The organism is Aequorivita echinoideorum (assembly GCF_018476645.1).
Classification (GTDB): Bacteria; Bacteroidota; Bacteroidia; order Flavobacteriales; family Flavobacteriaceae; genus Aequorivita; species Aequorivita echinoideorum.
Window position 1 is genome coordinate 72,867 of record NZ_JAHCTB010000001.1, and the last position, 26,585, is coordinate 99,451.

25 protein-coding genes are annotated in these 26,585 nt (G+C 38.1%); 5 read left to right on the plus strand and 20 right to left on the minus strand.

Features of this window, described 5'->3' with window-relative positions:
- Positions 1 to 6 precede the first annotated feature (6 nt).
- The gene (gene rsmH, locus KIV10_RS00400) at positions 7 to 903 is read right to left on the minus strand and encodes a 16S rRNA (cytosine(1402)-N(4))-methyltransferase RsmH (protein WP_214111508.1); all 897 of its coding nucleotides are present in this window, start codon (positions 901 to 903) and stop codon (positions 7 to 9) included.
- A complete protein-coding gene (gene mraZ / locus KIV10_RS00405; RefSeq protein WP_214111509.1) occupies positions 890 to 1,360 on the minus strand; it encodes a division/cell wall cluster transcriptional repressor MraZ in 471 nt (156 codons plus the stop codon). The genes rsmH and mraZ overlap by 14 nt, the downstream gene beginning before the upstream one ends.
- A 203-nt stretch (positions 1,361 to 1,563) precedes the next feature.
- Between mraZ and KIV10_RS00410 the strand changes: the two genes are divergently transcribed.
- Both KIV10_RS00410 and yihA read left to right on the plus strand, forming a co-directional pair.
- Entirely contained in the window at positions 1,564 to 2,328 is a 765-nt protein-coding gene (locus tag KIV10_RS00410) for an alpha/beta fold hydrolase (protein ID WP_214111510.1), read from the plus strand.
- A 103-nt stretch (positions 2,329 to 2,431) separates the two neighbouring features.
- Positions 2,432 to 3,037, plus strand: coding sequence for a ribosome biogenesis GTP-binding protein YihA/YsxC (gene yihA, locus KIV10_RS00415; protein WP_214111511.1), 606 nt, complete (start codon positions 2,432 to 2,434; stop codon positions 3,035 to 3,037).
- On the opposite strand, the gene KIV10_RS00420 is transcribed toward yihA, so the two are convergent.
- From KIV10_RS00420 to gldB, 3 genes are read right to left on the minus strand one after another with little or no spacing between them, the layout of a single operon-like run.
- Complete coding sequence (locus KIV10_RS00420) at positions 3,012 to 3,377, minus strand: GTPase (protein WP_214111512.1); 366 nt, start codon at positions 3,375 to 3,377, stop codon at positions 3,012 to 3,014. The two genes, yihA and KIV10_RS00420, sit on opposite strands and share 26 nt — an antisense overlap.
- The gene (gene gldC, locus KIV10_RS00425; RefSeq protein WP_214111513.1) at positions 3,377 to 3,718 is read right to left on the minus strand and encodes a gliding motility protein GldC; all 342 of its coding nucleotides are present in this window, start codon (positions 3,716 to 3,718) and stop codon (positions 3,377 to 3,379) included. Before gldC ends, KIV10_RS00420 begins: the two co-directional genes overlap by 1 nt.
- Positions 3,718 to 4,674, minus strand: a complete 957-nt coding sequence (gene gldB, locus KIV10_RS00430; protein ID WP_214111514.1) for a gliding motility lipoprotein GldB — start codon at positions 4,672 to 4,674, stop codon at positions 3,718 to 3,720. The genes gldC and gldB overlap by 1 nt, the downstream gene beginning before the upstream one ends.
- Positions 4,675 to 4,778: 104 nt before the next feature.
- Here gldB and nadE point away from each other — a divergent pair, with 104 nt between their 5' ends.
- The gene (gene nadE / locus KIV10_RS00435) at positions 4,779 to 5,567 is read left to right on the plus strand and encodes an NAD(+) synthase (protein WP_214111515.1); all 789 of its coding nucleotides are present in this window, start codon (positions 4,779 to 4,781) and stop codon (positions 5,565 to 5,567) included.
- Between the two features lie 151 nt (positions 5,568 to 5,718).
- Positions 5,719 to 6,351: a response regulator gene (locus tag KIV10_RS00440; protein ID WP_214111516.1), complete on the plus strand. Its 633-nt coding sequence runs from the start codon at positions 5,719 to 5,721 to the stop codon at positions 6,349 to 6,351.
- On the opposite strand, the gene dnaG is transcribed toward KIV10_RS00440, so the two are convergent.
- The 11 genes from dnaG to KIV10_RS00495 form a co-directional block, all read right to left on the minus strand.
- Positions 6,348 to 8,303 carry a DNA primase gene (gene dnaG, locus KIV10_RS00445; protein WP_214111517.1) on the minus strand — a complete coding sequence of 652 codons (1,956 nt, stop codon included), beginning with the start codon at positions 8,301 to 8,303 and terminating at the stop codon, positions 6,348 to 6,350. The two genes, KIV10_RS00440 and dnaG, sit on opposite strands and share 4 nt — an antisense overlap.
- 107 nt (positions 8,304 to 8,410) lie before the next feature.
- Positions 8,411 to 10,069, minus strand: coding sequence for an MBOAT family O-acyltransferase (locus tag KIV10_RS00450; protein WP_214111518.1), 1,659 nt, complete (start codon positions 10,067 to 10,069; stop codon positions 8,411 to 8,413).
- Positions 10,070 to 10,071: 2 nt separating this feature from the next.
- The gene (locus tag KIV10_RS00455; RefSeq protein WP_214111519.1) at positions 10,072 to 11,367 is read right to left on the minus strand and encodes a GDSL-type esterase/lipase family protein; all 1,296 of its coding nucleotides are present in this window, start codon (positions 11,365 to 11,367) and stop codon (positions 10,072 to 10,074) included.
- Positions 11,364 to 12,809, minus strand: a complete 1,446-nt coding sequence (locus KIV10_RS00460) for an SGNH/GDSL hydrolase family protein (RefSeq protein WP_214111520.1) — start codon at positions 12,807 to 12,809, stop codon at positions 11,364 to 11,366. The genes KIV10_RS00455 and KIV10_RS00460 overlap by 4 nt, the downstream gene beginning before the upstream one ends.
- 166 nt (positions 12,810 to 12,975) lie before the next feature.
- The gene (locus KIV10_RS00465) at positions 12,976 to 13,359 is read right to left on the minus strand and encodes a hypothetical protein (RefSeq protein ID WP_214111521.1); all 384 of its coding nucleotides are present in this window, start codon (positions 13,357 to 13,359) and stop codon (positions 12,976 to 12,978) included.
- A 278-nt stretch (positions 13,360 to 13,637) separates the two neighbouring features.
- Entirely contained in the window at positions 13,638 to 14,714 is a 1,077-nt protein-coding gene (locus KIV10_RS00470; protein WP_214111522.1) for a coiled-coil domain-containing protein, read from the minus strand.
- A gap of 80 nt (positions 14,715 to 14,794) precedes the next feature.
- Entirely contained in the window at positions 14,795 to 15,592 is a 798-nt protein-coding gene (locus KIV10_RS00475) for a hypothetical protein (RefSeq protein ID WP_214111523.1), read from the minus strand.
- Complete coding sequence (locus KIV10_RS00480) at positions 15,579 to 16,145, minus strand: RNA polymerase sigma factor (RefSeq protein WP_214111524.1); 567 nt, start codon at positions 16,143 to 16,145, stop codon at positions 15,579 to 15,581. The genes KIV10_RS00475 and KIV10_RS00480 overlap by 14 nt, the downstream gene beginning before the upstream one ends.
- 140 nt (positions 16,146 to 16,285) lie before the next feature.
- Positions 16,286 to 17,263 carry a polyprenyl synthetase family protein gene (locus KIV10_RS00485; RefSeq protein ID WP_214111525.1) on the minus strand — a complete coding sequence of 326 codons (978 nt, stop codon included), beginning with the start codon at positions 17,261 to 17,263 and terminating at the stop codon, positions 16,286 to 16,288.
- A gap of 106 nt (positions 17,264 to 17,369) precedes the next feature.
- Positions 17,370 to 19,910, minus strand: a complete 2,541-nt coding sequence (locus KIV10_RS00490) for an alkaline phosphatase family protein (protein ID WP_214111526.1) — start codon at positions 19,908 to 19,910, stop codon at positions 17,370 to 17,372.
- Complete coding sequence (locus KIV10_RS00495) at positions 19,897 to 20,055, minus strand: hypothetical protein (RefSeq protein WP_214111527.1); 159 nt, start codon at positions 20,053 to 20,055, stop codon at positions 19,897 to 19,899. Before KIV10_RS00495 ends, KIV10_RS00490 begins: the two co-directional genes overlap by 14 nt.
- A gap of 111 nt (positions 20,056 to 20,166) precedes the next feature.
- Between KIV10_RS00495 and KIV10_RS00500 the strand changes: the two genes are divergently transcribed.
- A complete protein-coding gene (locus KIV10_RS00500; RefSeq protein ID WP_214111528.1) occupies positions 20,167 to 20,997 on the plus strand; it encodes a T9SS type A sorting domain-containing protein in 831 nt (276 codons plus the stop codon).
- A 49-nt stretch (positions 20,998 to 21,046) separates the two neighbouring features.
- On the opposite strand, the gene rlmN is transcribed toward KIV10_RS00500, so the two are convergent.
- The 4 genes from rlmN to KIV10_RS00520 all read right to left on the minus strand — a co-directional run bounded on the left by rlmN (position 21,047) and on the right by KIV10_RS00520 (position 26,385).
- Positions 21,047 to 22,087: a 23S rRNA (adenine(2503)-C(2))-methyltransferase RlmN gene (gene rlmN / locus KIV10_RS00505; RefSeq protein ID WP_214111529.1), complete on the minus strand. Its 1,041-nt coding sequence runs from the start codon at positions 22,085 to 22,087 to the stop codon at positions 21,047 to 21,049.
- A gap of 82 nt (positions 22,088 to 22,169) precedes the next feature.
- Positions 22,170 to 23,828 (minus strand): T9SS type A sorting domain-containing protein, encoded by a 1,659-nt coding sequence (locus tag KIV10_RS00510; protein WP_214111530.1) that lies wholly within the window; start codon positions 23,826 to 23,828, stop codon positions 22,170 to 22,172.
- 112 nt (positions 23,829 to 23,940) lie between these two features.
- Positions 23,941 to 24,990, minus strand: a complete 1,050-nt coding sequence (queA, locus tag KIV10_RS00515; protein ID WP_214111531.1) for a tRNA preQ1(34) S-adenosylmethionine ribosyltransferase-isomerase QueA — start codon at positions 24,988 to 24,990, stop codon at positions 23,941 to 23,943.
- Between the two features lie 159 nt (positions 24,991 to 25,149).
- Positions 25,150 to 26,385, minus strand: a complete 1,236-nt coding sequence (locus KIV10_RS00520) for a 3-phosphoshikimate 1-carboxyvinyltransferase (RefSeq protein WP_214111532.1) — start codon at positions 26,383 to 26,385, stop codon at positions 25,150 to 25,152.
- Positions 26,386 to 26,585 lie beyond the last annotated feature (200 nt).

Here is a 26,585-nt window from a genome sequence, read left to right on the forward strand (position 1 = left end):
AAAAAATTATAATTTTTCCGCGATGCGAAGCTTAGCGCTTCGAGCCCGATTGTTTTCCTTGATTTCTTCCTTTGAGGGAATTATGAATTTTTCCACAGCTTTAAAAGGAACCTCAACTCGTCCGAAGACATCCTTTTCCGGTTCTCCCTCAAACATTCCATTGCGTATGTAGCGCTTCACCAATCTGTCTTCTAGCGAATGATAGCTTATCAAGCTTATCCTCCCCCCGCTTTCCAAAACCTCATTGGTTTGAAGTAAAAATTCCTTCAGCGCTTCAATTTCCTGGTTTACCTCAATACGTATTGCCTGATAGATTTGGGCCAATATTTTATTTTCCTTGTGAGCGGGAAGAAATCTGCCGAGCACATTTTTTAACTGCTCGCTCGTTTTAATTTTTTCTTCCTGTCTTTTTTCAACAATTAACCTCGCCATACCCGCCGCGCTGCGCAATTCGCCATAATTGGAAAACACATTGCGCAATTGGGCTTCTTCATATTTGTTTACTACAGTATATGCCGAAAAATTGCTGTCTCGGTTCATTCGCATATCCAAATCTGCTTCAAACCGGGTTGAAAAACCTCTTTCGGCAACATCGAATTGATGCGAGGAAACACCGAAATCCCCCAAAATCCCATCAACCGTTTTATAGCCGTGAAACCGAAGAAATTTTTTCAAAAACCTGAAATTCTGATTTATAAGAAGAAAACGCTCGTCATCAATATCGTTTTCCAAAGCATCCTTGTCCTGATCAAAGGCAATCAATTTTCCGGTTGGCCCCAGCCGCTTTAAAATTTCCCTTGAGTGACCGCCGCCGCCAAAAGTTACATCCACGTAAATCCCGTCTGGCTTAATATTTAGGCCATCCACCGTTTCGTGAAGCAAAACCGGGTTATGATATTCCATCACCATCATCTTTTTTTCCCATTACTTCCTCGGCCAAATCTGCGAAATCACTCGCGGCATCATCAATAGCCTGTTCGTATCTATCCTTGTCCCAAATTTCCACAATATTAATTGCGGAAGAAATGACCAATTCTTTATCAATGCCGGCAAAAGACAGCAGATCTTTCGGGATAAGCAACCTTCCTGTAGAATCGAGCTCCACCATCTTTACACCTGCGGTAAATCTTCTAATAAAATCGTTGTTTTTTCGGTTAAAACGGTTCAATTCACCCATTTTAGCCATAAGTGCATCCCATTCTTGCATTGGGTACATTTCAAGACACGGTTGAAAAACCGCTCGCTTGATTACAAATCCATTTTCCATTACGGGCAACAATTGTTTCTTAAGTGGCGCAGGAACCATGACGCGTCCCTTTACGTCTGCTTTACATTCGTATGTGCCTATTAGATTGAGCATTGCGGAAAATGGCTGTTAGCAAATTATAGTTTCAAATATATACAACTTTTACCACAATTTACCACAATCTACCACTTTGTTGATAAGTTTTACCACTAAATGAGATTATCATATGATTTCGCTACGGAATAATGGCAATTTAATAATAGACCTTATGAAATATTTTTGTTTACTTTTGTCTTTCTTAATTGCACCAACCGAGCATGGCGGAAAACTTAAAAAAAGAGGGGAAATTTTCTTATTTTGAAAAAGGCGAGGGAACGCCAATTATTATCCTTCACGGGCTCATGGGTGGATTAAGCAACTTTGACGGAGTTGCCGATTTTTTTCCGCAAAAGGGCTATAAAGTGCTCATCCCAGAACTTCCTATCTATAAAATGTCCATCTTAAAAACCAATGTAAAAAGCTTCGCAAAATACGTGGCGCAGTTTATTGAACATCTGGGCTATGACGAAGTTATTTTGCTGGGAAATTCACTGGGCGGACACATAGGGCTTTATTGCACAAAGATGTTTCCCAAAAAAGTAAAGGCACTTGTAATAACTGGAAGTTCAGGACTTTATGAAAGTGCTATGGGCGAAAGCTACCCAAAACGCGGCGATTACGAATACATAAGAAAAAAAGCCGAAAACGTTTTTTACGATCCAGCCGTGGCAACCAAGGAAATTGTGGACGATGTCTACGAAACAGTTAACGACAGAAATAAATTGATACGCACGCTCGCTATTGCAAAAAGTGCAATTAGGCACAATATGGCGAAAGATCTTCCAAAAATGAAAACTCCCACGTGCATTATTTGGGGCAAAAATGATAATGTAACTCCTCCCGAAGTTGCCGTGGAATTTGATGAATTGCTGCCGGATTCAGATTTATATTGGATTGATAAGTGTGGCCATGCCGCAATGATGGAGCATCCCGAAGAATTTAACGCAATTCTTAATGCGTGGCTGGAAAAACGGGGATTTTAGCGGCGAAGTTTCAAGGTTTAAGGTTGAATTTTGAAAATAATATTTCAACAGTAAAATCAAAGCCACAATCACAATTGAAAATTCATAATTTATAATTTAAAAAATGCATATTAAATCGGCAGAATTTGTAATGAGCAATAGTGATGTTGCCAAATGCCCAAAGGATAGGCTGCCGGAATATGCCTTTATAGGCAGGAGCAATGTTGGAAAATCGTCCTTGATCAATATGTTGATGGAGCGGAAGAGTCTGGCCAAAACCTCTGGCCGGCCCGGGAAGACCCAGCTCATCAACCACTTTTTGGTCAATAAAAATTGGTATTTGGTAGATTTACCTGGTTATGGCTACGCAAGGGTTTCAAAGAGCAGTAAAAAAACATTCCAGAAATTTATAACCCAATATTTTGAAAAAAGGGAGCAAATGGTGCTTGCCTTCGTATTGGTTGATTGCAGACACGAACCACAAACCATTGACTTGGAATTTATGCAATGGATGGGCGAAAGCGGAATTCCCTTCAATATTATTTTTACCAAAGCAGATAAACTGAAGCCAAAAGCTTTGGAACGCAACATTGCTGCCTATACCCAGAAAATGCTAGAAACTTGGGAAGAAATGCCCCAATATTTTATAACTTCAGCCAGTAATAACACTGGGCGCGAAGAGGTTCTAAATTATATAGACCAAATTAATGGACAATTGAACGCTTCCTGATTTTCTCAATCAATTGTTCCGCGTTTTTCATTTTGTCCAATTCATCTTTTGAAATAAAAACTTCCAATTTCCCCTCAATTTCCGTTAAGATTATTGGCAATTGAAAATCTTGGTTAATGTTGTTTTTATATTTTTTTTGAAATTCATCTTTATGAAGAAATTCAAAGTTGAATACAGATTTTTCCCTGAATTCTTTCCAAACTTTATCCTCCTTAAAAACGCCATAAGTTATTGCGCAGAGGCTGCAAGGATAGGTCTGGGGACTCCAAATTTTATGAAGCATATCTTTGTAAGCGTTCAATTTACCAGAATCTGCATTGTAGACGAAAATATACTTCATCAATCGCGCTTCAGCTCCAATTTTTCAGCAAAATATTCACAGAAATCGCGCATTGTGGCACTCATTCGCTCATCATTTGTGGAACGTTCAAAAGTATCTGCCATGGCACTCAACGTTTGGTGGAAGAAAATTTTCATATCATCCAGTGGCATATCCTTGGTCCACAAATCGATACGAAGGGATTCCTTATTTTTGTGATCCCATACTGAGAGCATTACTGCTTTTGTTTCCTCATTGGTTACCCCGCCGTCCTCGGCTGTCCATTTTATAGCTTCGGGCACTTTGTTTTCGTCAAGTGCCACGTTCAATTTTATTTCTGAAGTATGTGCTGGTTTAGCCATTATTTTTTTGGTTTGTATTTTGAATTTGTAAATATCTCTTCAGCATCCATTACCATCAATTGTTGTACGCTGGCATCATTGTTTTCCATATAACTTTTAACGATTTGCCACCCCAAAAAGCGTCCCAGCATTCCGGGAGATTCGTTATCAATTTCCAAGTAAAATTTTGAGAATGGCGCTGGACTTATGAAACGCGCGACCAATTTTTGATCCGTGCTGTACAACAATTCCTTTTCAACAAAATAGCGCCACATATATTGCTCATTTTCCGTGGACCAAAGATATTCTTCCTCCGTATATCCTATTTTTTCAGCATCTGGTATATTCGGCAGAAAGACATCATTCAAATAAAGTTTTTTACCAAAATATATCATAATTGAGAGTAGGGATCTCGTTTTTGGAGGCGCCACGAACTGTCTTGCATACACTTCGGCAACATCCGGGCCTATTTGGCTCGGCTTCATTTCCTTGGTGATGTATTTTTCAATTCCCTCGTAGAAAAAATGATCACTCCCTAAATAATTGTCGAGGCCTATCACCAGCATATTTTCAGCCAGAATTATTTTATTGCGGTAATCAACATCAGAAATGATGGTGACTACATTCGGGTTTTTAAATTTTGGGAAATAATATTTTATATGTTGAAAAAGCGGCTCGAGCACTTCTTCCAGATATTCATCATTCGGGAATTTTTTTACAACTTCTTCTTCCAGCTGATTTTGTAGCGTATCATTTATTTTTTCAATCCAAATGCTATCATTGAACTGTTGTGGAAAAAAAATGGGATATTTTCGTTTAACTTCGGGCAGGTTTTGCTCCGTAGTGGCAGCAAAAACTTTATCAAATCTATCAATCTGTACGTCTATGGGTATGGCTTCAATTTCTTTTTCAACCTTGCTTTGGTCGTTGCAGGAAGCCAATAGAAAAATAAATAAAATCAATGCGTAAAATTTCATAAAGCAGAAAATGTTTCTGAGGTGTAACGCCTTTCGGATATATTAATTTTATCTTTAAGCGCTTTTGCAAAGGTATTATTATAAAACTTTAAAAACACAGAAAAATGCAGACCCAAAAAGTAATTGACTATATCGTGAAATGGCTAAAGGACTATGCCGTAAATGCAAAAATGAATGGTTTTGTAATAGGTATAAGTGGCGGAATTGATTCCGCAGTTACCTCCACACTTTGCGCGCGCACGGGGCTGGATCTGGTATGTGTTGAAATGCCCATACACCAAGCTCCATCGCAAGTGAGCAGAGCTGTAAACCATATTTCGTGGCTGAAGAAAAATCATGAAAATACCATTAAAATTGAAGTTAACCTCACCCCTGTCTTCGACTCGCTGATTGATGTTTTGCCAAGCGTACAAAATGAGGAAGACCGTTTTATGTCTCTCGCAAATACCCGTGCACGCCTTCGCATGACTACGCTATATTATTTTGCGGCACTGCACAAATATCTAGTTGCTGGCACCGGTAACAAAGTTGAGGATTTTGGGGTTGGCTTTTATACGAAATATGGTGATGGCGGCGTAGATTTAAGCCCTATTGCAGACTTGATGAAAAGTGAAGTTTATGAAATTGCGAAACATTTGGGCATCAATCAAGAAATAATTGACGCCGCACCCACAGATGGACTTTGGGGGGATGACCGCACAGATGAAGATCAAATTGGAGCTACCTATGACGAACTGGAATGGGCGATGAAAATGAAAGGGAAAGGCAAGACCGCTGACGATTTTGAAGGCAGAAACAAAAAAGTTTTTGAGATTTATTCACGACTTAATGCGATAAACCAGCATAAAATGATACCCATCCCAGTATGTAAAATACCCGAAAACCTCAAATAATTTACGGATTATCGAAAAATTTATACATGTAAACGAAAGGTTTTAAATTCATTGGCCTGTAATTTTTAATTTTCATTCTGTAGTCTTAATATTACGTTAACTAAAAAACCAAATTACCCCAAATCTGTCGGTTTTTATTTATTCAATAAAAATGAAAAAAATAATAATTGCAGATCACCATCCCATTACCCGGAAGGGAATCACAGAATTGATTAAAGGCAAAACAGATTATTCCATCATTGGGAAAGTTTCCCGAGGCGGCGAACTGCAAAAAGCCCTTCAAAAAGACAACGCAGACTTACTTATTCTTGAGCTGGATATGCCGGAAATTAATGGCTTTAGCGCCCTTAGAAATCTTCGCGACCAATATCCCCATACCAGAATCGTCATTTTTTCATCACATCCAGAAGAAATCTATGCGCTTCGTTCCATAAAATCGGGCGCGGCGGGTTATATCCCGAAAACCTCTACCAGCAAGGTATTTCTGAACGCCCTCGAGCGTATTTCAAAAGGTGGAATATTTCTAAATAAAGAGCTTACTGAGGCTTTCAACACAGAAAGTACTGGCGAAAGTTCTATGATTGGGCGCTATAAAAAACTTTCAGCCCGGGAAATTGAAGTGTTGAACTTACTTTCCAGTGGAAAACGGAACAAGGAAATTGCATCGTTGCTCGACATCAATGAAAAGACCGTGAGCACATATAAAACAAGGCTTCTTAAAAAACTAAGGGTTGATAATCTTGCGGAATTGATCAATCAAGCGCGCATGTTCCAAATGGCCTAGAGAACCCTGTTCAATTTTTCTGACAACACTTTTTTCAAGGTGAGGTAATCCACAATTTCCTGAAGCCCTTGGGAATTTTCTTCATTCTCGGTTGTTTTGAATCTTTCAGAAAGTTCATTTATTTTCTGCGAAACCAAATGCCGCCGTAGATTCAAAATAGTTTCGGAAACCACTTGGGCAATGGTTTGTTCCTTTTCCTTAACGTAAATTTCCATCCGTTCCCAATTGTGCAGGCTGTATTTTTCCTCCTCCATCAAAAGGTGTGAAACCGTGGACGCCATTTCAGCAGGCAATTGATTGATGAAAGTTTCGGGCTTGGCTTCCGGATCTTGGTTTAAACGGTTAATAATTTCAGAATACACATTTTTAAACGCCGCATTCGTAAATTCGATTTCATCTTCTTGTAGATCCAAATAGATTTTTTCATATACGCGGGATTTGTGTATTTCTGGCTTTAATGAGATTTCACCTTTTTCATTTGCCTCCAAAATCAATTCCTCAAAATCTTCGGCTACATTCCCATATAGCAGTAAAAGCTGAATGATTTTCTGCTCCAATTCAAACTGAACATCTACTTTTTCGATATTTTTTTCTGAAGGAATAACTTCAAAAGTTTCCTTGGGAGTCTCCGCTTTTTTGGCTTCCTTTTTATCTTTTTGAAGCAATTGCGCCAGCGTATTGAAAAGCACTTGTTCAGAAATATCCATAATCCGCGAACATTCCTTAATGTAAACTTCCCGCTTTATCACATCTGGAATTTTCGCAATGCTGTTGACCATATCGTGAATGGTCTCGCTCTTTTTTATGGGATCATTTTTGGCCTCATTGGCGAGAAGCGAGGCTTTGAATGTGACAAAATCCTTGGCATTTTCTTCCAGATATATGGTCAATTCTTCCAAAGAATTTTTTCGGGCGAAACTGTCGGGGTCCTCGCCTTCAGGGAAAGTGCAAATTTTTACGTTCATTGCCTGTTCCAGAATGAGATCGATTCCGCGAAGCGAAGCCCTGAGACCGGCGGCATCCCCATCAAAAAGCACGGTTATGTTTTTGGTAAGCCTGTTTATAAGCCGGATTTGCTCTGCAGTAAGCGCGGTACCAGAGGAGGAAACCACATTGTGGATTCCGGTTTGATGAAATTGGATGACATCCGTATAGCCTTCAACCAGATAGCAATTATCCTCTTTTGCAATGCTTTGCTTGGCTTGGAAAATACCGTACAGCACTTTGCTTTTGTGGTAGATATCGCTTTCTGGAGAATTTAAATATTTTGCGGCTTTTTTATCTGAAGTTAAAATTCTTCCGCCAAAACCGAGCGTCCGCCCGCTCATACTTAAAATTGGAAACATTACCCTGCCTTTGAAACGATCAAATTGCTTTTCATCCTTTACGATTGAAAGCCCCGTTTTTTCCAAAAATTCAAGTTTATATCCCTTTTTAATGGCGTGGGCGGTAAAGGCATCCCACGAATCCGGAGAATAGCCCAACTCAAATTTTTTGATGGTTTCATCAGTAAATCCGCGCTCTTTAAAATAAGAAAGCCCAATTGCCTTGCCTTCTTCCGTCTTCAGCAATGTGTTGTGAAAATAATTTTTTGCAAATTCACTTACCAGATAAAGGCTTTCGCGCTCGTTTGCTTGTTCTTTTTCTTCGCTTGTTTGTTGGGTTTCCTCAATTTCAATAGCATATTTTTTAGCCAAATATTTGATGGCCTCAGGATATGTGAAATGTTCGTGCTCCATTAAAAAAGCGACCACGTTCCCACCTTTTCCACTACTGAAATCTTTCCAAATCTGCTTGACCGGGCTCACCATAAAACTTGGCGAACGCTCATCTGTAAAGGGACTGAGCCCTTTATAATTGCTTCCGGATTTTTTTAGCTGAACAAAATCACCAATAACCTCCTCTACCCGGGCGGTTTCGAATACATTATCTATGGTGGTTTTGGAAATCAAATTCTTGGATTGTTGGATTTTTAGTAAAAATAAGTATTTATGACGGCTTTCAAATTACATTCCTCCAAATGCAATTGTTCTACATTTTATTTTTTCAGAAATATTTTCTAGAATTGAAAGTATATAAATGGCTGAAAATCCGCAGAAAATGCCTGATAACATAGCACGCCCACAAATATGGACACCATTATTTTTATAGGAATCGGGCTTTTTGCGTAGTACATTTCCACATTTGCCTTGGTTGTTTCGGGTAACCAGTGTGTAATATAACCAATCAACATGACCCAAAAAACCATTTGATAATGCACAATAATATCCCAAGCGTGCGCCCAGTCCATATTGTTCGCTACCTGCAGATACCATTTTTCAATATGTTCCATACTTTCTCCCCTAAAATAAATTCGCGTGAAGGTTACGAACATAAAGGTTATGAAGATTTTCCAGGCGTGTGCCAGCCAACCAGTCTTGTTTTCGTATGGGCTTATTTTTCGCCAGAATTTATAGACTATAATTCCCAGACCATTCAATCCGCCCCAAATAACAAATTTCCAGGAAGCACCGTGCCAGAGGCCGCCAATAAGCATCGTAAGCATCAAATTGATATTGGTATTGACTTGACTTTTTACCGACGTTGAAAAAAATGCCAATACGATGACCAATAAAACGATGGCCGAAACAATGGCAAAAACATACCAATTTCTAAAAGCAATAACTACTCCCGCCAGTATTATTGCTAAAATTATATAAGATGCCACACTTCCACGCCTGTTTCCGCCCAATGGAATGTACAGATAATCGCGAAGCCAAGTAGAAAGGGAAATATGCCAGCGTTTCCAGTAATCGCCCGCATTTGTTGCTTTATAGGGGGCGTTGAAATTGATGGGAAGCTGAAAACCCATCAACAATGCCAAACCTATGGCAATATCCGTGTAACCCGAAAAGTCACCATAAATTTGAAGCGAATAGCCTATCATCGCCATTACGTTTGCAAAGCCAGAGAACATTTCCGGGGCATCAAAAACCCTGTCCAAAAAATGCATTGCAATAAAATCCGCAAAAATCATTTTCTTAATCAAGCCCTTCAAAATCAAAAAAGTACCTGCATTAAATTCAGATTTTGTAACAACTGTTTTTTGTGAAATTTGCGGCACAAAACTTTCTGCGCGAACTATGGGCCCAGCGACCAACTGCGGGAAAAAACTCACGAAAAATCCAAAATCCAGAATGGAATCCAATGGCTTCAATTTTCCACGGTAAATATCTACGCTGTAACTAATGGTTTGAAAAGTGTAAAAAGAGATTCCCACGGGAAGAATGATTTTATCCAGAGTAAAATAATTCTGCTGGCTAAAACTGTTTCCCCAATAGCCCAGCCAATTCATCACTTCATAATTAGTTTTAAACAATGCGTTGAAGGAATCGGTAAAGAAATAAGCGTACTTGAAGTAGCATAAAACCAGAAGATTTACGCAAACGCTTATCGTTACCAAAACCAGACGTTTGTGCTGTGAGGGCGTCCCGTAAATACTTTTCCCAATAAAGTAATCAAGCATCGTACTGAATATTAAAATACCTACAAAAAGTCCACTTGTTTTATAATAAAAAAACAGGGATACCAGAAATAAATAGCTATTACGAAGTTTTATTTTTTTGTAAAGAAGCGCAAAAATGAAATATACTACAGCGAAAAAAATCCAGAAATTGGCTTGCGTAAAAATAAGCGGGAAATTTTCTGAAAACTGAAAGATATCAACCAGCCGATTCATTGCTATTCTTCCAAGGTTTTGAAATGGGACAGCAGCATTTCCGCATCGCGGTCATAGCATTTTGCCCAAGAATCCACCAAGGCTTTCAGCAGTAAATCAGCTTTGATGCTATAGCCCAAATAGGTAAAATGGATTCGGTCGCGCGGCATCAGTTTATTTTTGTACCATTTATTTGAAGAGCCGAGACCGCCCATAATTTCATATAGATTCCATGCCGCCATTTGGTATTTATCGGCCAATTCCAAAATAATTTCAGCTTGTACCGCAGTATTTTTATTTGGGTATTTTTTCCGGTAATAATCGTCGTTGGGCACTGTGAGCAATATGGCGCAATTGGGATTTACGCGCTGTATCATTTGAATAAATTCCTCATAATTTGCTCGAAATTCGTCCTCCTTAAAATCCGATTTCGGCATATAGGCATCGTTTGTCCCCACTGAAATTATAAAAAGATCGGGGCGGTAAAGACTGAGTTGTTTTTCAAAAAAAGCGCTTCGCTCATACGATCCAAAACTGGCACCATTTACGCCAATACTGGTATATTCAATACCAGGATTATCGTTCATAAGTTCCATTCCCATCAGCAGAAATTCCGGGCCAATGGTCGCCGTGTCCTTCACTTCAATTGAAAGTTGCAATTCTTCAACATTTTTATTCAGCTTAAATTCCCGAAACATATATTCGTAATTCACGGTATCTGAAACCACCAATGTGCTGTCCAAAATATTCAAACTGTAATCATCTTTCCACGTATTATAAAAAACACGAAGTTTATCAAAGGAATATGGATTTTTTGTATCGTTTTTATAATTCGCTTGAATTGAAATTGTATCTGAACAATCCCGAAAAGCAGCGGTTACGCCCGCCAAACCCCAAGCGATGCTATCCTTTAAAATTGAATTTCGGTACCCTTGCCATTTATCTTTCGTAGCTTCAATTTTATAATTTGTGGGATTATTGGTGTGCGCCAAATGAAATGGAAAAACGAAGCCGCGCTGCCCTTGCGAAACATCATTCATATTTTGAAAATACGTGCGCAATTTATTCGAATAAATATCTGCTTGAATATGCGACCCGCCGATATGAAAAATGTGCAATTTCTCTTTGTTGCCCGCATAAACGCTATCCAATTTGCCAAAGAAATGATTGAATGTAGGCGAATTCCCTGCCCCAATCAGCACATTTGCCTCCGTATTTATAATCTCTGAATATTTGGGCAATAGGCTATCCAGCACATATTCCTGCGATTGTGCCGAAAACCCGATAAGCACTGAAATTAGAATTAAAAAGTGCTTCATTTGCTATTTGTTAAATCCATATGTAATGCGGTGAAAAATAATTCGGAAATAATTTTTGTTCCCGAAGGTGTAAAATGTGTGTAATCGCTGCCCGCCAGTTTTTGGTCCACCCAAAAAGGCATTGAATTTTCTCCGCCCATTGCGTGAAACATACTCCAATACGCTACATTATTTGTGGTACACATTTGTTTTAATTTTGAATCTAAAAGCGGCAGCAAACTATAACTTTTTATTTCACCATTTACGGTGGTAGCCATATCGCTCGGACCAATGAAAATAAAACTTGCCTCTGGCGACTTTCGGCGAACCCAATCCATTTGATTCCTCATATAATTGGCATAATTCTGGACCGCAAGCGAATCTTTCAAATAGGGAACGGCATTGCCTCCAAATTGGAAAATAACAATTTTTGGCTGCAATTGCTGGTACATACTGCCAAAGCTTTCACCGTTTGAAGCAAAAACAGTACCCGAACTTCCGCGCATAGCAACATTATCCAGAGAAATTCCCTGGCTTCCATCCAGCGTTATTCCGTAAAAATCTGGGCTTTCGGTGCTTTCAAGTTCTATTTTTAAATTTTCGGGAGTAGTATCGGTATTTATATTGAAACAATGGTATTTGCCATCGCTTTTCAACATTTCATCTTTAATCAATTCGCCGGAATTATAAACTTTGATGCTCACGGGAGCAGTGGCATTTCCATAATGCAAACCGATTGAATTGTAGTTTTTGAGCTTTGCGTATTGTTTTGACGAAGGACTAATTTCAATAGTTGCTTTTACCAATTCCGTATTCCGGACTGCCAAAGAATCTGCAATACTATCAAAAACCGGTGTAAAGCGAGAAGCTGAAAGAAAAGCACCATAATTTCTGTTTTTGAATTTTGGCTTGCTGGGATCGAAAGTGGCGTAGCGCTCCCAATTTTCAGATGGAACCACAACCGCACTCACTTGATGGTACACTTGTTTTATAGGAATAAATCCCGGGCCACCGCCGCCATACATATTTTGTAGCCTATTGCGCAGATATGCGGAAATACGGTCGCCCTCCAGTTGTGAATCGCCATAGTGAATGATGCGGCAATTGGGCGATTTTAATTGTTCCAATAATTTATTTATGAATTCCGCTGATGGTTCCGGATAGGCGATGCGCTGAATTTTTGTACTGTCAATTTTCGTGAAATCGGGAATTTCAACAACGGCGTCTTCCACAACGGTTTCAATATTTTGAACAATACCTTCAAAAGATTTTTTTTGCTCTTTTGAAAGGGAAGCATCTTTAAAGAATGTTGCTGTGGTTGGATATTTTATGACACTTCCATTCCAGGAAAAACCATCTTGAAATTTTCCGTCTGCCAAGGCATTTTTTCCGCTCAAATACGTTAGGCCAAGCATTGCCAAAAGCACGACAATAACGTAAAGACTTATTTTTAGCGGATTCATTTCCATGCACAACTAATTTTTTCGGAAGTGTGCAAAACTACTAAATAAAACGTATTGGTACAGCGGAATTTTTTAGGGTGAACAAGTTTAAAAAACTAATATCAATTCTTCACGAAAGATCTGTAATATAATAAAGCAGAAACTTTTGCGAAGCTATTTTAAAAAATTATTCAACCTTCAATAGCCTTAAGACAGGTTCTACCTCCACATCGCATTTTATGGTTTTTGTCTGTCCCATTACCAGATTCACCAAAACATTTTTTAAATACGCGCGCTTGTTATTTCCGTAGCGTAAAATATAGTAATCCTTGAAGTTCTTTATGGCATAATCATCCTCAATCTCTATGTATTCAATACTATTCAAATCCTTTTGCAGGCTGTCATAGCTTTGAAAATCTGACTCTATATTTTTGGTGAGGTTTAAGGAAATTAAATAATTATCATCATCAATATCCTGAAGTACGCTATTGTCTGAAAGCAAACTTGCCTTCTGCCCTTTTGCGAAGTGAAAATTGAGCTTCAGATTTTGTTTACGCAGGTCCCGTTTCATACCAAATAGATTTTGAAGGGTTTAGCGTTCAGTTTTTGTCTAGTCCAAATTTACTCAAAAAGGAAATTGAAAATTATTTCTTTACGTTGAATTAACCTTAACTTAATATTGAAACCGTGAACCACCGTTATTATTATACCTACAGGGTTTTGGAAACCTTGTAGTACAATTTTGGAAATTTTCAAATCGATTATCAAAATAAAAAGTATATGTATAAAAAAACCTGCAATCTTTAAAAAAAAGTGCAGGTAGAAAACAAACGGAATAATGATTTTTTGCTAATCCACATCAAACCGAAGCCCCAGTGAAATATTTCGCTGCTCAATGGGATTGTCCTTAAAAAGTGTATTTAAATCATATTTTGCATAGAGGGCCACGCCGTTCCAACCTATATAGCCGCTAAGGCCATAGATAAAATTGTTGGTATTGTAATTTGCCTTCAGCTTTAATTTTTTATCCTCACCATCTTCCTCAAATTTTAATTTTTGCCTACTTCCCATATTAATGCCAGCATAACCACCCAGGCCTATTTTCAATTTTTTTTCTGTGGAATAGCGGAAATAATCTTCGTGCTCCTCTTTTGTGGAAGGTCCAAATTCAAAATGGATGGGCACCACAACATTGTCCATTCTAAATTTAGATTTATCCAAATCCAGCGGATATTCCTGCAGTTCAGTCTGCGATCCCATATCTACGTAATAGCGATTATCGGTAGGTTTTAAGCCATTAAATTGAAAAGAAACGCCGTATTTAAACCGAAGCCAATTGGTATTTTCAAAAACCCTGGTTTTCCACGCCCATCCAAGTTCCGCGAAACGGCTTCCGGCAATCTTAAAATCTGAATCTTCCAGCGACTCGCCTTTCGTAATTACATTATTGAGTCCAAAAGCAAATACAAATGATGATGTTGTACGACGATCGTATTTGCGTTTTTTGGCTGCAGTTCCCTTTTTAATTCGCAGACCGAACACTTGTTCTTCGTCGTCATCACTGCCAAGCCCAAATATTATACTAGTCCCAGTGTATTTTGTAGAATCAATGCCATTGCGTTTGATCAATTCCAGTTGATTGTCCACAATTGCCAACCGGTTTTCAATGTTCAACGCATGCTTTTCTGCCGCCTCCTGTTTCAATTTTTCAGCTTCGGTTGGTGATATTTCCTTATTTTCAAACCGAATGTTTATTGCATCCACTTCATTTTTTAAGGCTTCTTTTTCTTCAGAAACAATTTGATCTTTCAATGAATTGAGTTGTTCAATTTCGGCTTGCGCCAAATCATTTTTTGTTTGCGCCTGTGCGCCAATACCCGCTAAAAGCCAGATAGCGAGCGCTGTGGTAAGAGTAATTAGTTTCATACTGTTCGATTTTTTTGATTTGATGATGATTAAAATAAATATTGATTATTGATTATTGATTATTGATTATTGATTATTGATTATTGATTTCTTTCAGAAACAGCCGTTCTTATTTTTTGGAAACCCTCGCCCAGCGCATCAAAAACCTTGTCACGAAAACTTTTCTCCAGTTCCAGTTCCACATCTTCCAAAAGCGCCGTAGCATCCACTTTTTTGGTTTTCAAAATACGCTCAGTCTGTATTTCCCGGCGCGCTTTTTTCAGCAGCATTTCAACTTCATCTGCGGTTATGGCATCATTATCATTGTTGCGCTTTTGAACCTCGGCAACAACTTCATTTACTTTTTCATTGATGCGTTTTTGGGCTTCTGAAATTGGATTTTCAATTTCTTCCATCTCGCTTTTTTCTTCGGAAGTTGTTGCGATTGCTTCATTTTGCTTCAACTTTTTATCGATTGCAGATTCATTTTTATTTGAATATTTTTCAAATTGATTTTTTTCTGTTTTTTGGCTTTTTTCTTTTTCAGAATTCATTTTTTCGGTAGCATTCTCTTTGTCAGAACCATTCTCTTCCGAAGCTATTTTTTCAGAATCATAGACATTCGGTATCATTTCATTTTGATTTTCAATGGTTTCCTTCGGAAGATTTTCTTCCACCACACGTGTTTCGATTTCGGAAGCATTTCGACTGAAGAATACCGATGCCAAAATTAGAATGCCCACAAAACTTGCAGCGGCGTAATACCAAATGGTAGTATGCTTCCGCGGTTGTTCTTTTTCCAGTTTTGCCTCGAGTTTTTTCCACGCTTCCGCAGAAGGTTTTAGCTCCCTGCCCTCCAGCTTTTCGCGAATATTTTCCTCTAGTTTAATGGGTGCCATAACTTATAATATTTTGTTTGTTCACAATATTTTGAAGCATTTTTCGCGCCTTGAAAAGTTGCGTTTTTGAAGTACTTTCGCTTATTTGCAACAATTCCGCAATCTCACTGTGCTTGTAGCCTTCCACCGCGTAGAGTACAAAAACCGTTTTGTAACCGTCTGGCAGCGTATCTATTATTTTCTGAATCTCAGCGGCCTCCAGCTTCGTTTCAATATACGCCGAATGTGCAGTTGCATTTTCAATCTCGGACTCAGCAACGAAATTCAATTTTTTTTCTTTCCGAAGCTGCGAAATACTTTCGTTCACCATAATCCTGCGTATCCAACCTTCAAAACTTCCCTCATTTTTGAAATCTGATAGGTGCAAAAAAACTTTCAGGAAACCCGACAGCATTACTTCCTCTGCCAAATCATTATTTTTCAAATATTGCCTGCAGACACCGAGCATCTTCGGCGAAAACAGCTCAAACAATTCTTGCTGTGCGCGGCGGTCTGCTTTGCCTGCTTTGGCAATCAATTTTGAATAGTTTTTATGTAAGGGTATAATTTTCAAAATACGCTTCGCTTTAAAGGCTTCTATTTTTATAGACGCAAAGTTTTGAAAAAGGGTTGCCTGAGGTAGAAAAAATTCAATTTTCAGTTAGAGTTTTTGGAAAAATGAGCTGCCAACTGCAAACTGATACTGTGCACTGTTTACTTCTTCCTGTCTATTACGTAGTTTACCATCAGTTCCAGCGATTGTTTGTAGGGAGTGTCCGGATACGTTTCCAGCAGTTGAAGTGCGTGCTGCTGGAATTCCTTCATTTTGGCCACAGCATAATCCAGTCCGCCATTTTCTTTCACAAAAGTGATAACTTCCTTTACGCGTCGCTTATCCTTATTATGATTTTTCACCGAGTTGATAAGCCACTTTTTATCTTTTTCTGAAGCATTATTGAGCGCATAAATAAGTGGAAGGGTCATTTTCTGTTCCTTGATATCAATGCCCGTGGGCTTGCCGATGTGTTCATTTCCGTAATCAAAAAGATCATCCTTAATCTGAAACGCGGTGCCAATAAGCTCGCCGAATTTTCGCATTTTTATCACCTCTGCTTCTTCGGCCATCACAGATTGCGCGCCCATAGCGCAACACGCCGCAATTAAGGTGGCAGTTTTTTGTCGAATTATTTCAAAATAGATTTCTTCGGTAATATCCAGTCTTCTGGCTTTTTCAATCTGCAACAGTTCGCCTTCGCTCATTTCGCGCACGGCAACGGAAATTATTTTCAGCAAATCGAAATCCCCGTTGTCAATGGAAAGGAGCAAACCTTTGGAAAGCAGATAGTCTCCCACGAGAACTGCGATTTTATTTTTCCAAAGCGCGTTGATACTGAAAAACCCACGACGGCGATTGCTATCGTCCACCACGTCATCGTGAACCAACGTGGCAGTATGGATAAGTTCAATTACTGAAGCCCCGCGGTATGTGCGCTCATTCACCTGCCCGTTGCCCGTCATTTTCGCGATAAGAAAGACAAACATAGGCCGCATTTGCTTTCCTTTTCTGTTTACCACATAATGCGTGATTCTATTAAGGAGAGAGACTTTGGAAGCCATGGAATTTGAGAACTTTTTCTCAAAAAGTTCCATTTCTTTTTCTATAGGAAGCTTGATGCGCGAGACTATCTTCATGGATGTTCAAAGATAGGGAAAATGGCAAATTGAATTATTATCTGATATTTCATGAAGAGGAGCAGTTTTGGGCACCGCCCCTCAATTGTAATAAAGTTTTTTGGAATTATGCTTTTGCTTTAGATTTATTCCTGTAGAGGGATTTATCTACGCACTTCGCCATTTCTTCCTTATTCAAAGGTTTGCCTATGAAAGATTCTATTTTTTCTGAAATTGATTTTGGATTTTCTAAAACATCTTTATAATCAACATAAAAAATTTCTACACCTGGTTGATTTTTGTTCCATAGATCAACATTAATCAATAATTTCTGATATTCATTAAATAATTTAACTGGAAATACATCATTACTTTTCCCTAACATTTTCTGCTGAGAACTTAAGACCTCATCCAGATCCCTATTCATAAAAATGATTTTATAACGAAATTTATTATCTAAATATTTCAATAAAGGTGCTACTACCTTGATTGTTTTGTTTTGTGCTATTTCCAACCAGGAGTTATCTTTATACAGAGCCATCACGGGTTGGTATTCATAATAACCCTTTGGATTGGAAATATCTGCCTCTCGCTTTTCATCAATTAAAGTTTCCATACCACCATTTTGCAACATTTGCATCATCAATGAAGTACCTGACCTGGGCAATCCTGAAACTATTGTAATCTGATTCTCCCTGTATATAGAAGATATTTTATCATTCTTAAAATTTAATTTTAAATCTATCCTTTCATTAATATTTTGAAGAGAGTGAGCTGCTTTGTGAAACTCTTTTGGTTTGAGTCTTGTTGCCATTTCAAATGCAAGTTTTGCATTTTCAAGATCTCCAAGGTTTTCTAGTGCCTGACCAAGTATATAATGTGCTTTTGGAAAATATTTAACCAATTCAATACTGGTAAGGGCATATTCTGCAGCTTCTTCATACTCCCCAATTCTAAGGAGAATTTCTGCGAGTTCCGTATGGTAAATTGCTTTTTGAGGTTCCTTTTCAATGGCCAACTCTAAGATGCTTTTAGCATCTTTAAATTTCCCCATTTTATTTTTCAGTTTTGCAATTCTATATAATATCTGTCCCGATTCATGCCTATCTCTATCTATTTCCAATAATTTTAGAGCCTGTCCATATTCACCCTTTTCTGTTAAAATTTGGGCTTCAATCAGGGTTAAATTATATTCTATCTCAGTATTGGATTTTTTTACCAAATCCAAATATTTTTGTGCTTGCTGGAGATTTTTTTCAGCAAATGAAATGCTAATTAAATCCATATAAAATGGAGCTAGATCTATAGGTTTTTCCTCATTAAGAAGTTCAACTAAATGCTCCTTTGCCAATGCGAAATCTTTTTTACCCATATATACCCTTGCTAAATTATGTTTAAGGTCAATACGTGTATTTTTAATAGCTGTTTCGAATTTTTCATCTAATTTTTCAACATACCCTAAGTCAACAAGTTGCTGCATTGTCTCTTCATCTGACAATGCATCGGCAAGATCTGTTTTAGTAAGTTCTGCGAAATCGCCGGCCATCTTATCCCAGCTATCTATATATTTTACAGAGCCGGGATTTTGAAATATATCTAAATTTACTTTTCCGTCCATATCTTTGCCCACAGGCAGACCAAAGTGATGGAGTATAGTTGGAGCAACATCAATAAGACCCATTCCAAAAAATTTTTCATTTTTTTTAATATTTGGACCTGAAGCGACAAATATACCAAACTGCCTGTGTTCTAATGCGGGCGCAGCTTGAACTTTTGGCATATTTATAATACGTTTGTTTCCAGATTCAAAGCCGTGGTCAGACATAATGATAACAGTAGTATCATCATCTATCAATTTCATTTTACGCTCCAACATCATATCCTGAAATATATAAGCTCCGCGTACAGCATCTTTGAAAATATCAAAATTTTCTTGATTGACATTTGGAAGTTTTGGTGGGTGATATTTCATGAAACTATGGCAAAAATGATCTATTAAATCATAGTAAACAGCCATAAAATCCCATTCAGATGTTCGTAGTAAATTTGTTGCAGCATTGTGTACAGATGCATTTTCCGAAACAATTTTTGCAATTGCCGCAAGACCTTTGTGATTTTCTTGGTCAACCTTTCGTGCTTTGGGAACAAAAGGCAATAAATGCGCTTCTGTTATTTCGAAAGGAAACATCCGTAAATCTTTAAATTTATCTTTTGAGCTCCACGGGTGAATTGAATATTCACTCATAGGAGTCTGTTTTTTTGGATCGCGGTGAGTTTTTTGAAAACGATCGGAAATTATTGTTCCATTAATCGGTTCAGCTGGAAAACTTGGCCACCAACCAACTAAATTACTTTTAAGTCCTTGATTATGAAAAATATTCCAAAGAGCTCTTGTTTTTCTTGAAGATGTAGTTACTGGTCTTACATTTTTATTATCAGGAGTGACTTCAATAAATCCCAAAATCCCATGTTTATCAGGTGTTTTACCAGTTGCTACACTCGTCCACAACATTGGTGAATAGGGTGGAGACATTGTACTCATATTTCCATAAACGCCATTTTCAATTATTTTTTTTAAGGCCGGCATTTTGCCTTGCGCTATAAGAGGCCATATGATATTCCAGTCAGCAGCATCCCAACCTATCAAAAGCAATTTATTCCGCTTCATCATATTCTTTTTTAAACCCATTATTTATTTTTGCTTTTCGCCAAGCTGAAAATCCAATATCTCCCAATGCCAATAAGCCTAATGAACCTAACAGAGGAACATTATTTGGATCAAACAACTCCCTATCATACGCATCAATTTTCATATTATATGTATTATTTTAATATTAATATATTTCTTCAAAAAATAATTTTTTATATTTACAACTGTTTAACGTAGTAAAACTGCGAAAGTTTTACTTTAATTCCTATATAAAATGAAAAAAATTACAACAGAAAAATTATCGACAAAACTTTTGAAGTATGGGGCATTGTCCGCAGCTGCATTAGGTGTTGCTGATGCTAGTGGTCAAATTGTCTATACAGATTTAGATCCAGATCAAGTTTTAAATGTAGGGGATGCATTCATCGTTGATATGACTGGAATGGGCACTACAGGTTTTGAAGTCAACAACCCCGCAGGACTTGCTAATGGTAATGCTGCAATTGTTACCCCGAGTTCCGGGAATCCCGGAGGAGCATTTGTTGGCAGTACAGTTACTCCATATAACTATCCAGCTCTTCTTGCCGAAGGAAATCTTATAAATGCTTCTGCCGGATTTACTATGGACGGACAAAGGGGAGATCTAAATTATTATGGATGTGCTTACTCAAATAGTCAATGGTGTGATACTGTCACTGATGGTTATTTGGGTGTAAAATTCACATTCAACGGCAATACACATTATGGTTGGATTCGTATGGACACAGATGTTAGTGGTTCAAATTTAATAACTGTTAAGGATTTTGCATATGAGTCCACCCCAAATACTGCAATAGCAGCTGGCGATATGGGAGTCATCGCCGGGGTTTCAGATAATAATTTCCAAGGCTTCAAACATTTTGTTGCAAACAATCAATTGAACCTTTCGGCAAATACTGCTATGGAAAAAGTTGCTTTGCACAACTTGCTAGGTCAAGAAGTTATTTCGCAAAAACTTTCTAGTACTTCTGAAGTTATTAATCTTTCTTCACTACAAGCAGGGGTTTATCTAGCTACAATTACTATTGATGGTGCTAGCAAAACTGTAAAAATTGCTGTAAACTAATTTAGTTTAAGACAAATAAAAAAAGGGCGGCAAAAATGCCGCCCTTTTTTTATTGTTTATTTGCCAGCTGCCCACACGCCGCATCAATATCTTTCCCTCTACTTCGACGTACAGTTACTGGAATGCGATTATACTCCAACGCGTCAATATAATTCTGTATGGCTTGGGGAGGCGCCTGCCTAAAATCACCATCATCAATGGGATTGTATTCGATTAAATTTACTTTGCAAGGCACATATTTACAGAAATTCACCAATGCGACGATATCTTCGCGCTTGTCATTAATAGTATCCCAAACTACATATTCATAAGTGATCTTCCGTTTGGTCTTGGCGTACCAATATTCTAGTGAATCCCGCAAATCTTCTAAAGTAAAATTTTTAGCAAAAGGCATTATTTTCTCCCTAGTTTCTTGAATTGCGGAATGCAGAGAAACAGCGAGATTAAATTTTACTTCATCGTCCGCTAATTTTCTGATCATTTTCGGAACTCCGGAAGTTGAGAGGGTTATTCGCTTCGGAGACATTCCTAAACCTTCTGGTGAAGTGATTTTCTCAATAGATTCCAATACATTTTTGTAGTTCATAAGTGGTTCGCCCATTCCCATAAAAACAATATTTGTAAGTGGTTTTTCGTGATAAAGTCTGCTTTCACGATCTATCGCAACTACTTGATCATAAATTTCATCAGGATTTAGATTTCTCATTCTTTTCAATCTAGCCGTTGCACAAAACTTGCAGTCCAGACTGCAACCAACTTGGCTTGAAACACATGCCGTAGTACGTTTTTTGGTAGGAATAAGTACAGATTCAACCACCAAACCATCGTGGAGCTTAACAGCATTTTTCACAGTGCCGTCAGCACTTTTCTGAAGATGATCAACTTTAATATGATTTATAACGAAATTTGCATCCAAGTGCGCACGCGTTTCTTTTGAAATATTCGTCATTTCATCAAAACTATGAATGCCTTTGTTCCACAACCATTCATACACTTGGGTACCCCGAAAAGCTTTATCACCTATGCTCTCAAAAAAAGATTTTATTTCATCTTTAGAAAGTGCACGGATGTCCTTTTTATTTGAAATCATAACCGCAAAATTACCACAATTTAAAGAAAAAGCCTCCATTCCTTACAGAATAGAGGCACAGGGAATAAATAGAATAAATGGGTTAACGTTTAACCACAATTTTTTTGGTTATTGAATCATTGGTGTCTTCATCAAGAAGATATAAAAAATAAATTCCCTCAGACATTCCTGAAACCGAAATGGAATTCATAGTACTTGATAGTGAACCTTTACCATATATCTGCCCCAATGCATTTACAAATGCATATTTCAAATTGGGATATTTATAATTTAAAACCGTTAACGCAGAACTTGCTGGATTGGGGAATATTTGTAAATCTCCCGTCATATCAAACTCTGGTGTATTCAAAATATTTTGAAGCGTTTCTATTGAAGTCTGTCCAGTTTCAGCGGGATCTAACCATTCCTTCAATCTTTTTTGGGGAGTGTTTCCAGTATTCCAAGAAATACCTAAACGCCCATAAATATCATAATCATTATTATTCTGTAAGCCATCACAACCGGCCTGTCCAGCATATAGTTGTCCAATAATTTTTCCCTCCTCATTAAAAAGAGGTGAGCCGGAAGACCCGCTTTCCGTAGTACCTATTTCCCATCCGTTTCCAGTTCCATGGGCACCACCGCCTATTAACCAGACTTGTGTACCATTGGCATCCGTTTTTTGTGCGCCGGAATTATCCCTACACACTTTCATTATATCTCCATTTGGATGATGAATACCTACTTCAAATTGTGGGTTGGTATCAGAATTATCCCATCCCGCAAAAGCGACATCCCACGAATTGGGGATTCTATTCTGCAATTCAACAAGGGCAAAATCGCTGTAAGAATTATTCGAAATAAGCTTTGCACCACTCATAGTGAAATTGGTTTGCATATTCCCGCTGTCCGCACCAGTTCCACATGCAGGATTGGGGCTTACCCAATTAAAACGTACCGACCAAAATGCGGGATCGCTATTTTCCAAGCAATGATTTGCCGTTAAAAGATAAGGGGTCTTATCATTTCTTGTATTATTGATTAAAGATGCGGAACATAAATATCCATTCCCCAAGTTTACAAGCGCAATTGATTTCTTTAAAACGTCTTTTTTTGAATCGAAATCTGCTCCAATAGGGCAATTGACATCATAATTGCAATCGCCACTCTCGTTGATTCCCCTTGTGCCGTCCGGCAAGATGATTACTTCGCCCAATCTATACCCGTGAATTATTGAACTCACTTCAATTTCGGGGGTTTCAACGCTATTTTTCGGTTCAAAATATTCCAACCATAAAGTATCTCCCTCAACAAACCAAGAACCCATTTGCCTATATTCGCTATTGTCATTGAATGTATAGGTTCTGGAAACGTCTGTATGCGCCGCATTGAACAAATGAAATTGCGAACCTTCGGGAATATAAAATTCATTGAAATTGATACTAATATTTAGCGCACCGGGCGACTGTATTAAAGCCCTCCAAACTCTCGAACCATCGTCCAATGTGGTCCAAAGACCATCATTATCAATGGAGATTGAAAAATTCCGTTCCAGCCCGAACCGCCAAGGTATATTTTTAATGGCATCATTGATACTATCCTGAGCGTATATGGATTCCATATTCAATCTCGGCAATACAATAGTCTCCGGATTTTGAGCCAAGTTAAGCGACCACGATTTTGGCAATTGCTGGATACCGCCCTGTGCAAAGGCAGTTATGGTAAAAAAACTTAAAATGAAGAAAAGTAGATTTTTTTTCATTCAGTCTGCAATTAACTTTTTCAATAGACGCACTAAGGTAAATGATTAAATTGACATTTGAAAACCAAAGTTTTATAAAAAACAAATCCCGATATATATCGGGATTTGTTTTTTAGATAATCAACATGGCATCGCCATAGGTGTAGAATCGATATTTTTCCTTTACTGCTTCGGCGTAGGCCTCCTTAACAAAATCGTGGCCAGCAAATGCTGAAATCATCATTAGTAAAGTAGATTTCGGTGTATGGAAATTTGTTACCATCGCATTTGCTATGCTGAAGTCGTAAGGAGGGAAAATAAATTTATTTGTCCAGCCTTTATAAGTATTTAGAGTTCGATTTGAGGAAACAGAACTTTCCAGAGCTCGCATAGCCGTTGTGCCAACTGCGCAAATTCTTCGTTTTCTTTCAATTCCCTGATTAATAATATTTACGGCCTCTTGATTGATTTCCATCTCTTCAGAATCCATTTTGTGTTTTGACAGATCTTCCACCTCAACAGAGCTAAAGGTGCCAAGTCCCACGTGCAATGTTACTTCAGCGATATTGATTCCCTTTATTTCCAAACGCTTTAAAAGGTGTTTCGAGAAATGAAGTCCCGCTGTAGGCGCGGCTACGGCTCCTTCATTTTTGGCAAAAATTGTTTGGTAACGCTCGGCATCTTCAGGCTCTACCTCTCTTTTTATGTATTTTGGGAGCGGCGTCTCGCCCAGTTCCGTCAATTTATTTCTGAATTCATCATAACTCCCGTCAAAAAGAAAGCGAAGCGTACGGCCACGGGAAGTGGTATTGTCAATAACCTCAGCCACAAGGGTTTCGTCATCGCCGAAATAAAGTTTGTTGCCAATTCTTATCTTTCGAGCAGGATCTACAAGCACATCCCAAAGTCTGGTTTCAGAATTCAATTCGCGAAGCAAAAATACTTCGATACGTGCTCCGGTCTTTTCTTTGTTACCATACAAACGTGCGGGAAAAACCTTGGTATTGTTGGTTACCAGAACATCATCTTCTTCAAAATAATCTATTAAATCCTTGAACATTTTGTGCTCAATAGTTTTATTCTTGCGGTCCAGAACCATCAAGCGCGATTCATCACGATTTTCGGCCGGATATTCTGCGAGCAGGTCCAACGGAAGATTAAAATTGAAGTTTGAAAGTTTCATTCCCATAAGGCGTAATATCTTTAAAATTTAAAAGGTGCAAATATACGACCTCAAAATAGGGGTTGTCAAGTAAATAGCGGTTTATTATTTTTAAATCTGGGAGTAGTTTAGAAATTCCTTTAAAAACTTGCTTTGGATACCTATTTTATCCAATCATTTTTAGCCTTCAAAAGAACATTTAATACCAGTTTTTGCCAAATCTTTCCAAAAATCAGGGTATGATTTCGAAACAACTTCAGCGTTATTAATTATTAATTCTGTTTTTACGGCAAGTGGCGCGAAAGCCATTGCCATTCTGTGGTCATTGTAGGTTTCAATGGCAATACCAGCTACTATTTTTTTTGAACTTTCCAAAAACAAAGTTTCATCATCGATTTTTACAACCGCTCCCAATTTCTGCAATTCATTTTGAAGGGCAACCAGCCTGTCAGTCTCTTTAATTTTTAGCGTTTTAAGTCCACTCAAGCTACAGCTCATACCCAACCCAAAACATGTTACGGCAATGGTTTGTGCCAAATCTGGAGTATCCGCCAAATTTAAAATGAGCGAATCCGGCAATTGTCCTTTACTTTTTGATAATTTAATTTTATTTTCTGAAGCATAAAATGTCGTTTTCACTCCGAGGGATTCGTAGATGGAAACGAGCGCCGAATCGCCCTGAATGCTGTTTTCTCTAAAATTTGATAGCGTGATTTCCGCATTTTTTGAAAGAGCAACTAAACTGTAAAAATAGGATGCTGAACTCCAATCAGACTCAATATTGATGTTTACATGTTTTAATTTTTCTGAAGGAAATATTTCAATTTTATTTTCAGAAAAAATTCCCGTGATACCAACTTTTTTCAAAAGTGATAACGTCATTTCAATGTAGGGCAACGAAGTTGGCGTGCCTTTCAAAAAAATTTTAAGTCCGTTTTGAAGGCTTGGCGCCACGAGCATCAATGCCGAAATATACTGGCTACTGATGCCGGCATCGATAGTTATTTCGTTTTCCTCAATTTTTTTTCCCGAAATCTTGAGTGGAGGAAAACCTTCATTTTTAATGTACGAAATATCCGCACCCAGATTTCGCAGGGCTGAAACCAAAGTACCGATAGGTCTTTCCTGCATTCTTTCACTGCCGGTAAGGATTATTTCGGCTCCAGGTTTTATGGCATAATAGGCGGTAAGAAATCGCATAGCTGTACCAGCGTGATGGATGTCCACGTCCCCCGTTTCAACTGACAAAGCATTTTTTAGAACAGAGCTATCGTCACTTTCTGAAAAATTCTCAATAGTTATTTGAGGAAATTGCGCCTGTAAAATCAGCAATCTGTTCGATTCACTTTTTGAACCTGTTATTGAAATTGTTGCATTTTTTTCTGAAATAACATCGCCGCTCAGCCTAACATTCATTTTTTTAAAGGAGTATTGTTTTTAATTTTTGAGCGATATTTTCCGAATGTGACCAAAAATCCGTACACAAAGCCGGAAACCAGAAGTGCAAAAATAAATTTCAAAATATTCGCCTCAGAAAAATAGGCTACGCGAAAGCCTTCAATTGCCCACTTAATGAATGCAAAAACAATGGCGAAAAGAAATGCCAGGAGACAGAC

What these genes read in the sequence shown, in the direction of transcription:
- rsmH (WP_214111508.1), bottom strand. Translation starts at nt 903, where the DNA reads ATGGAATATCATAACCCGGTTTTGCTTCACGAAACGGTGGATGGCCTA.
- mraZ (WP_214111509.1), bottom strand. Translation starts at nt 1,360, where the DNA reads ATGCTCAATCTAATAGGCACATACGAATGTAAAGCAGACGTAAAGGGA.
- KIV10_RS00410 (WP_214111510.1), top strand. Translation starts at nt 1,564, where the DNA reads ATGGCGGAAAACTTAAAAAAAGAGGGGAAATTTTCTTATTTTGAAAAA.
- yihA (WP_214111511.1), top strand. Translation starts at nt 2,432, where the DNA reads ATGCATATTAAATCGGCAGAATTTGTAATGAGCAATAGTGATGTTGCC.
- KIV10_RS00420 (WP_214111512.1), bottom strand. Translation starts at nt 3,377, where the DNA reads ATGAAGTATATTTTCGTCTACAATGCAGATTCTGGTAAATTGAACGCT.
- gldC (WP_214111513.1), bottom strand. Translation starts at nt 3,718, where the DNA reads ATGGCTAAACCAGCACATACTTCAGAAATAAAATTGAACGTGGCACTT.
- gldB (WP_214111514.1), bottom strand. Translation starts at nt 4,674, where the DNA reads ATGAAATTTTACGCATTGATTTTATTTATTTTTCTATTGGCTTCCTGC.
- nadE (WP_214111515.1), top strand. Translation starts at nt 4,779, where the DNA reads ATGCAGACCCAAAAAGTAATTGACTATATCGTGAAATGGCTAAAGGAC.
- KIV10_RS00440 (WP_214111516.1), top strand. Translation starts at nt 5,719, where the DNA reads ATGAAAAAAATAATAATTGCAGATCACCATCCCATTACCCGGAAGGGA.
- KIV10_RS00450 (WP_214111518.1), bottom strand. Translation starts at nt 10,069, where the DNA reads ATGAATCGGCTGGTTGATATCTTTCAGTTTTCAGAAAATTTCCCGCTT.
- KIV10_RS00455 (WP_214111519.1), bottom strand. Translation starts at nt 11,367, where the DNA reads ATGAAGCACTTTTTAATTCTAATTTCAGTGCTTATCGGGTTTTCGGCA.
- KIV10_RS00460 (WP_214111520.1), bottom strand. Translation starts at nt 12,809, where the DNA reads ATGAATCCGCTAAAAATAAGTCTTTACGTTATTGTCGTGCTTTTGGCA.
- KIV10_RS00465 (WP_214111521.1), bottom strand. Translation starts at nt 13,359, where the DNA reads ATGAAACGGGACCTGCGTAAACAAAATCTGAAGCTCAATTTTCACTTC.
- KIV10_RS00470 (WP_214111522.1), bottom strand. Translation starts at nt 14,714, where the DNA reads ATGAAACTAATTACTCTTACCACAGCGCTCGCTATCTGGCTTTTAGCG.
- KIV10_RS00475 (WP_214111523.1), bottom strand. Translation starts at nt 15,592, where the DNA reads ATGGCACCCATTAAACTAGAGGAAAATATTCGCGAAAAGCTGGAGGGC.
- KIV10_RS00485 (WP_214111525.1), bottom strand. Translation starts at nt 17,263, where the DNA reads ATGAAGATAGTCTCGCGCATCAAGCTTCCTATAGAAAAAGAAATGGAA.
- KIV10_RS00490 (WP_214111526.1), bottom strand. Translation starts at nt 19,910, where the DNA reads ATGAAGCGGAATAAATTGCTTTTGATAGGTTGGGATGCTGCTGACTGG.
- KIV10_RS00495 (WP_214111527.1), bottom strand. Translation starts at nt 20,055, where the DNA reads ATGAAAATTGATGCGTATGATAGGGAGTTGTTTGATCCAAATAATGTT.
- KIV10_RS00500 (WP_214111528.1), top strand. Translation starts at nt 20,167, where the DNA reads ATGAAAAAAATTACAACAGAAAAATTATCGACAAAACTTTTGAAGTAT.
- rlmN (WP_214111529.1), bottom strand. Translation starts at nt 22,087, where the DNA reads ATGATTTCAAATAAAAAGGACATCCGTGCACTTTCTAAAGATGAAATA.
- KIV10_RS00510 (WP_214111530.1), bottom strand. Translation starts at nt 23,828, where the DNA reads ATGAAAAAAAATCTACTTTTCTTCATTTTAAGTTTTTTTACCATAACT.
- queA (WP_214111531.1), bottom strand. Translation starts at nt 24,990, where the DNA reads ATGAAACTTTCAAACTTCAATTTTAATCTTCCGTTGGACCTGCTCGCA.
- KIV10_RS00520 (WP_214111532.1), bottom strand. Translation starts at nt 26,385, where the DNA reads ATGAATGTTAGGCTGAGCGGCGATGTTATTTCAGAAAAAAATGCAACA.